The following is a 6,024-nucleotide window of genomic DNA, read 5'->3' as shown; positions in this document are numbered from 1 at the left end:
TCGTCGCCCAGGTGCCGCAACGTGGCGTACGCGGCGGCGATCGGGCCGCCCGAGCGGGTGGACGCGATCACCGGATTGATCATGGTGTAGCCGGGCCAGTCGGCGTACGCGAAGTACTGCGGGGCGCGCAGCGTGGCGTCGCGGTGCAGCAGCACCGACACCCCCTTCGGCGCGTACGCGTACTTGTGCAGGTCGACCGAGATGGAGGTGACCCCGGGCACCGCGAAGTCGAACGGCGGCACCGGCTCCCCGAGCCGACGCAGGTACGGCAGGGTCCAGCCGCCGAAACAGGCGTCCACGTGGCAGCGCACCCCGGCCTCGGCCGCGGCGGCCGCGATCTGCGTGACCGGGTCCACCACGCCGTGCGCGTACGACGGCGCGGAGCAGGCGACCAGCACCGTCCCCGGGCGGATCGCGGCGGCCATCGCGGCCGGGTCGGGACGCAGCGTCTCCGGGGAGACGGGCACGACGTCCAGCGCCACCCGCAGGTAGTGCGCCGCCTTGGCGAATGCCGCGTGTGCGCTCGACGGCACCACGATCCGGGGTTCGGCGATCTCCGGGTGGGCGTCCCGGGCGGTCTTGACGGCGAGGATCAGTGACTCGGTGCCGCCGCTGGTGACGCTGCCGACGACGTCCGGGGCGGTGGTGCCGGGGCCGGCGCCCAGCACCCGGCCGGCGGCGCCGACAAGCGCGTTCTCCATGGCCAGCAGGGACGGGAACGCGGTCGGGTCCAACCCGTTGACGTGCGCGCTCTCCCGGTGGGCGGCGGCGGCCAGCTCGTCCAGCCCCGGGACCGCCGGGTCGTAGACGTAGGCGAACAGCCGTCCCCCGTGGGTGGGCGCGTCACCCGCCCGCAGCTTGCGCACCTCTTCCAGAACCTCTTCCGCCGCAACCCCGGTGGCGGACAGTGCTCCGGCCTCAACCCTGCTCTCGTCGATCATGGGGTAACGGTGCCCTTCTCGTGGCGGTCAACGCTGTCGTCCCCCAGCACAACTCCATGATCGACCAGGTCGCTGTGGGCGGTGAGGGTGTACTGGCGGAGCAGGAGGATCGGCGGGGCGATCAGCAGCGCCGGGATCAGCGTGAAGCCGAGGAGGACGCCCAGCCTCGCCGTGTCGGACTGGGCCGCCGCCGAGCCGGTGTCGGAGGACACGTAGCCGGAGAGCTGGAGCACCAGTCCGTAGATGCCCGGGCCGAGCGCCAGGCCGAAGGTCTCCCCGGCGGTCCACAGCCCGGTGAAGACGCCCGCCTGCCGTCGGCCGGTGCGCGCCGTCTCGTGCGCGATGCAGTCCGGCAACATCGCCAATGCGAAGACCTGCTGTCCGGCGTACCCCACGCCGATCAGCGCGACCAGGAGATAGACGGCGACCGCCGGCAGCACCGGCGCGGCGACCAGGGCGAAGGCCCCGACGGCAAGGATCAGCGAGGCGACCACCAGGGCGGTGCGCTTGCCCAGCCGGGCACCGATCCGGCTCCAGACCGGCATCACCAGCAGCGCCGGCCCGACGAAGCAGACGAAGAGCAGTGTCGGCCCGCTCTCCTCGTCGCGCAGGATCTGCCCCGCGAAGTAGTTGACCCCGGCCAGGATCGTCGCCACCCCGGCGGACTGCACCACGAAGCAGATCAGCAGTGCCCGGAACGGACGGTTGGCGCCGGCCACGGCGAGTTGGGCGCGCAGCGTCGGCTCGCTTTCGCCCACGGTGCCGGTCGGCGCGGACCGGGTGCCCAGGAACGCGCCGAGGGCGCCGAGGGCGATCAGCACCGCCACGAACAGGCCCATCCAGCGGTGCCCGGCCACGCCGTCACCACCGGCGCTGACCACCAGCGGCGCGACCGCGCCGGAGACCAGGATGGCCAGCGCCAGCACCGCGATCCGCCAGGTCATCAACCGGGTTCGCTCGGCGTAGTCGCCGGTCAGCTCCGCCGGCATCGCCACGTAGGGCACCTGGAAGAAGGCGAACGCGGTGGCGGTGGCGAGGAAGGCGAACGCCACGTACGCCGCAGCGCCCGAGCCGTTACCGAACGGCGCGGCGAAGATCGACGCGAACAGGACGGCGAGCGCGAGGCCGGCGACGAGCAGGTACGGCCGGCGGGCGCCCCACCGCGACCGGGTGCGGTCGGAGATCCGCCCGGCGACCGGGTTGACCAGCACGTCCCAGGCCTTGGGCAACAGCACCAGCAGCGCGGCCAGCCCGGCGGCCACGCCCAGCGTGTCGGTCAGGTACGGCAGCAGCAGCAGACCGGGCACGGTGCCGAACGCTCCGGTCGCCAGGGAGCCGAGCGCGTAGCCGGCGTGCACCCGTCGAGGCAGCGAGCCGGGGCCCGGCGGCGTTTTCATGGGGCCGAACATTACTCACGTTGAGTCGGGGGTCACATCCCCTCATCGGGCGACCAGCCCGCCGCCGCGATGTCCACACCCTCGCCGCGCAGCGGCACCCCCTCGGCCCGCAGTCGGGACCGCGCCTCCCGCTCGTGCCCCGGCGGCAGTCGACCACTCGCGGTCACCACCCGATGCCAGGGCACCGAGCCCCCGTGCCGGGCCATGATGGTGCCGACCAACCGGGCCGAGGCGCGGCCCGAGCGCTCGGACAGCGCGTCGGCCACCGCGCCGTACGACATGACCCGGCCCTCCGGGATCCGCTCGACCAGGTCGAGAACCGCCTCGACGTACTCGTCTGGAGTCACAATCCGCCACCATATGGGAACGCCGCCGGGCGGTGCGGCGGTGACCACGCAGAATGGTCGGGTGCGCGACGCAGTCACGACGGCCCGGCGGGTCGTCGTCAAGATCGGATCCTCCTCGTTGACCACCGCCACCGGCGGGCTGGCCGACGAGCGCGTCGACACGCTGGTCGACACCCTCGGTCGACTCACCGCCGAGGGGCGAGAGGTGGTGCTGGTCTCCTCCGGCGCCATCGCCGCCGGGCTCGCCCCGCTCGGGCTGTCCCGACGCCCGCGCGACCTGGCCACCCAGCAGGCCGCCGCCAGCGTCGGGCAGGGGCTGCTGATCGGCCGGTACGCGGCCAGCTTCGCCCGGCACGGCCGCACCGTCGGGCAGGTGCTGCTCACCGTCGACGACGTGACCCGGCGAGCGCACTACCGCAACGCGTACCGGACGCTGCGCAAGCTGCTCGACCTGCGAGCGGTGCCGATCGTCAACGAGAACGACACGGTGGCCACCCAGGAGATCCGCTTCGGCGACAACGACCGGCTGGCCGCCCTGGTGGCCGCGCTGGTGCACGCCGACCTGCTGGTGCTCCTCTCCGACGTGGACGCGCTCTGGACCGGTGACCCCACCAACCCGCGCTCGACCCGGATCGCCGAGGTGCGCGACGACACGGACCTCGCCGGCATCACCATCGGCGGGGCCGGCCGGTCCGGCGTCGGCACCGGTGGCATGGTGACCAAGGTCGAGGCCGCGCGGATCGCCACCGGCTTCGGCATCCCGGTGGTGCTCACGGCCGCCGACCTGGCCACGCCGGCGCTGGCCGGCGAACCGGTCGGCACGCTCTTCCACCCGCAGCGGCGACGTCCGACGGCCCGGTTGTTCTGGCTGGCCCACGCCACCTCACCCCGGGGCCGGCTGCACCTCGACCCGGGCGCGGTCGCCGCCGTCGTCGGGCGGCGCAAGTCGCTGCTCCCGGCCGGCATCACCGCCGTGGACGGCACATTCACCGCCGGCGACCCGGTGGACCTGGTGGACACCGCCGGCGCGTCGGTCGCCCGAGGGCTGGTCAACTACGACGCGGTGGAGCTACCCGGGCTGCTCGGCCGCTCCACGTCCGAACTCGCCGCGGCGCTCGGCCCGGCGTACGAACGAGAGGTCGTCCACCGCGACGACCTGGTGCTGCTGTAAGCCACTGCCAGCTGAGGAGTAGTCGATGAGCGTCGTCGAGCAGGCGAAGCGGGCGCGGGACGCCGCCGCCGACCTGGCCACTGCCACCCGTACCGTCAAGGACGCCGCGCTGGTGGCGATGGCCGACGCGCTCGTGGCGCGTACCCCGGAGATCCTGAGCGCGAACGAGACGGACCTCGCGGCCGGCCGCGAGGCCGGGCTGAGCGCGGCAGTGCTGGACCGGCTCGCGCTCGACGCGGGCCGGGTCGCCGGGATCGCCGACGCGCTGCGTGAGATGGCCGCGTTGCCCGACCCGGTCGGCGAGGTGGTCCGCGGGTCCACCCTGCCCAACGGCCTGGAGCTGCGCCAGATCCGGGTGCCGTTCGGGGTGGTCGGCATCATCTACGAGGCGCGGCCCAACGTGACGGTGGACGCCGCCGGGATCTGCCTCAAGTCCGGCAACGCGGCGCTGCTGCGCGGGTCGTCGTCGGCAGCGCACTCGAACGCCGCACTGGTCGCGGTGCTGCGTGACGCCGTCGCCGGGGCCGGTCTGCCCGCCGACGCGGTGCAGTTGCTCGACGCCAGCTCCCGTGACTCGGTCAAGGAGCTGATGCGCGCCCGGGGTCTCGTCGACGTGCTCATCCCGCGGGGTGGCGCGTCGCTGATCCGCACAGTGGTCGAGGAGTCGACAGTGCCGGTGATCGAGACCGGGGTGGGCAACTGCCACGTCTACGTCGACGCCGCCGCCGACCTGGCGAAGGCCGTCGCGGTGACGCTGAACGCCAAGACGCAACGCCTGTCCACCTGCAACACGGCCGAGTCGCTGCTGGTGCACGCGGGCATCGCCGACGCGTTCCTGCCGCTGGTGCTGGCCGCGTTCGCCGAGGCGGGGGTGACAGTGCACGGCTCACCCGAGGTGGCCGCCCACTCCGCCGCAGTGGTCCCGGCGACCGAGGAGGACTACGCCACCGAGTACCTGTCCGCCGACATCTCGGTGGCCGTGGTCGACTCGCTGGACGCGGCGGTCGCGCACATCCGCCGCTTCGGCACCGGCCACACCGAGGCGATCGTCACCGACTCGGCGAGCGCGGCCCGTGACTTCGTCGCGCGGGTGGACGCGGCGGCGGTGATGGTGAACGCGTCGACCCGGTTCACCGACGGCGGCGAGTTCGGCTTCGGTGCGGAGATCGGCATCTCCACCCAGAAGCTGCACGCTCGCGGCCCGATGGGCCTGCCCGAGCTGACCAGCACCAAGTACGTCGTAACCGGCGACGGTCACGTGCGCTAACGCCCCCGCGCCCCGCGCCCCGCGCCCCGCGCCCCGCGCCCCGCGCCCCGCGCCCCGCGCCCGCGATCTTGCAGTTTCTGCCCCGGCATAAGGGGCATTTATTTGCATATCCGCGACAGAAACTGCAAGATCGCCGGGGGCAGGGCGGGGGCAGGGCGGGGGCGGGGCGGGGCGGGGGCGGGGCGGGGCGGGCGGCTCAGCCGGGCGGCGCGGGGCGGGCCGCCCGGATCGCGGCCAGCGTGACGTGCACGTCGAACTGGTGGCCGTCGTCGCTCTCCCAGCCGCCGTCGCTGCGCTGGGTCTCGGTCAGCCGGCGCAGCGCCCGCACCATGATCCAGTCCTGTGGGTCGACGCCGGCGCGGCGCAACGTGGCCGCCAGCCACGCCACGTCCCCGGGGGACATCTTCGGCATCCGTTCGGCGAGCGCCACCTGGATCCGGGCGGACTCCTGGAACATCTCCTGCCGGTGCAGCACGGCCGCGCTCAGCCAGCCCGCCGCGAGGTACGACGGCCAGCTACCGTCCGGGCGCAGCCGCGCGGCGAGCGAGTGGGCCGCCGCCTGCACCACCCCGGCGTACGCCCCGCCGACCCGATGGTCGAGCGGACCCGACGCCCGGGCGTCCAGCCCGGCGACGGTGAGCCAGAAGCCGGCGTTGGCCGACACGAGGAACCCGGCCTCCGGGTCTCCGGGACGGGCCCACTCCGGTGCCGAGTCGGCCAGCGACGCGTCCTCTTCCCAACCGCCGTCGGCCTGCTGCCGGGACGCCAGCCAGTCCAGGGCGCGGCGGGCGGCGGGACGGCCGAGCGCCCCCAGGTCGTCCAGCTCGACGAGCCGGAAGCAGGTGGCGTCGATCGAGGCGTGGGCCGTACCGGCCGCGGTCACCCGGTTCACGCTCACCGG

Annotated in this window: 6 protein-coding genes; 2 read left to right on the top strand and 4 right to left on the bottom strand. The window is 74.1% G+C overall.

Annotated features, from left to right (window positions below; genetic code table 11):
* The 3 genes from ABZ749_RS27280 to ABZ749_RS27270 form a co-directional block, all read right to left on the bottom strand.
* Positions 1–941, bottom strand: a 941-nt coding sequence (locus ABZ749_RS27280; protein WP_357232828.1) for an aminotransferase class V-fold PLP-dependent enzyme, incomplete at its 3' end; no start/stop codon positions are given.
* Positions 938–2,338 carry an MFS transporter gene (locus ABZ749_RS27275; protein WP_357232826.1) on the bottom strand — a complete coding sequence of 467 codons (1,401 nt, stop codon included), beginning with the start codon at positions 2,336–2,338 and terminating at the stop codon, positions 938–940. The genes ABZ749_RS27280 and ABZ749_RS27275, both read right to left, overlap by 4 nt.
* A 32-nt stretch (positions 2,339–2,370) precedes the next feature.
* Entirely contained in the window at positions 2,371–2,685 is a 315-nt protein-coding gene (locus tag ABZ749_RS27270) for an MGMT family protein (protein ID WP_357232824.1), read from the bottom strand.
* Positions 2,686–2,698: 13 nt separating this feature from the next.
* Between ABZ749_RS27270 and proB the strand changes: the two genes are divergently transcribed.
* Both proB and ABZ749_RS27260 read left to right on the top strand, forming a co-directional pair.
* Positions 2,699–3,856 (top strand): glutamate 5-kinase, encoded by a 1,158-nt coding sequence (proB, locus tag ABZ749_RS27265; protein WP_357232822.1) that lies wholly within the window; start codon positions 2,699–2,701, stop codon positions 3,854–3,856.
* A 25-nt stretch (positions 3,857–3,881) separates the two neighbouring features.
* On the top strand, positions 3,882–5,123 hold the full coding sequence (locus tag ABZ749_RS27260; RefSeq protein WP_355005703.1) for a glutamate-5-semialdehyde dehydrogenase: 1,242 nt from the start codon (positions 3,882–3,884) through the stop codon (positions 5,121–5,123).
* Between the two features lie 196 nt (positions 5,124–5,319).
* Here ABZ749_RS27260 and ABZ749_RS27255 read toward each other — a convergent pair.
* The coding region (locus tag ABZ749_RS27255; RefSeq protein WP_357232819.1) for a prenyltransferase/squalene oxidase repeat-containing protein at positions 5,320–6,024 on the bottom strand (705 nt) is incomplete at its 5' end.

The organism is Micromonospora sp. NPDC047753 (assembly GCF_040642735.1).
Taxonomy (GTDB): Bacteria; Actinomycetota; Actinomycetes; order Mycobacteriales; family Micromonosporaceae; genus Micromonospora.
This window is presented reverse-complemented; position numbering and strand designations above follow the sequence as displayed.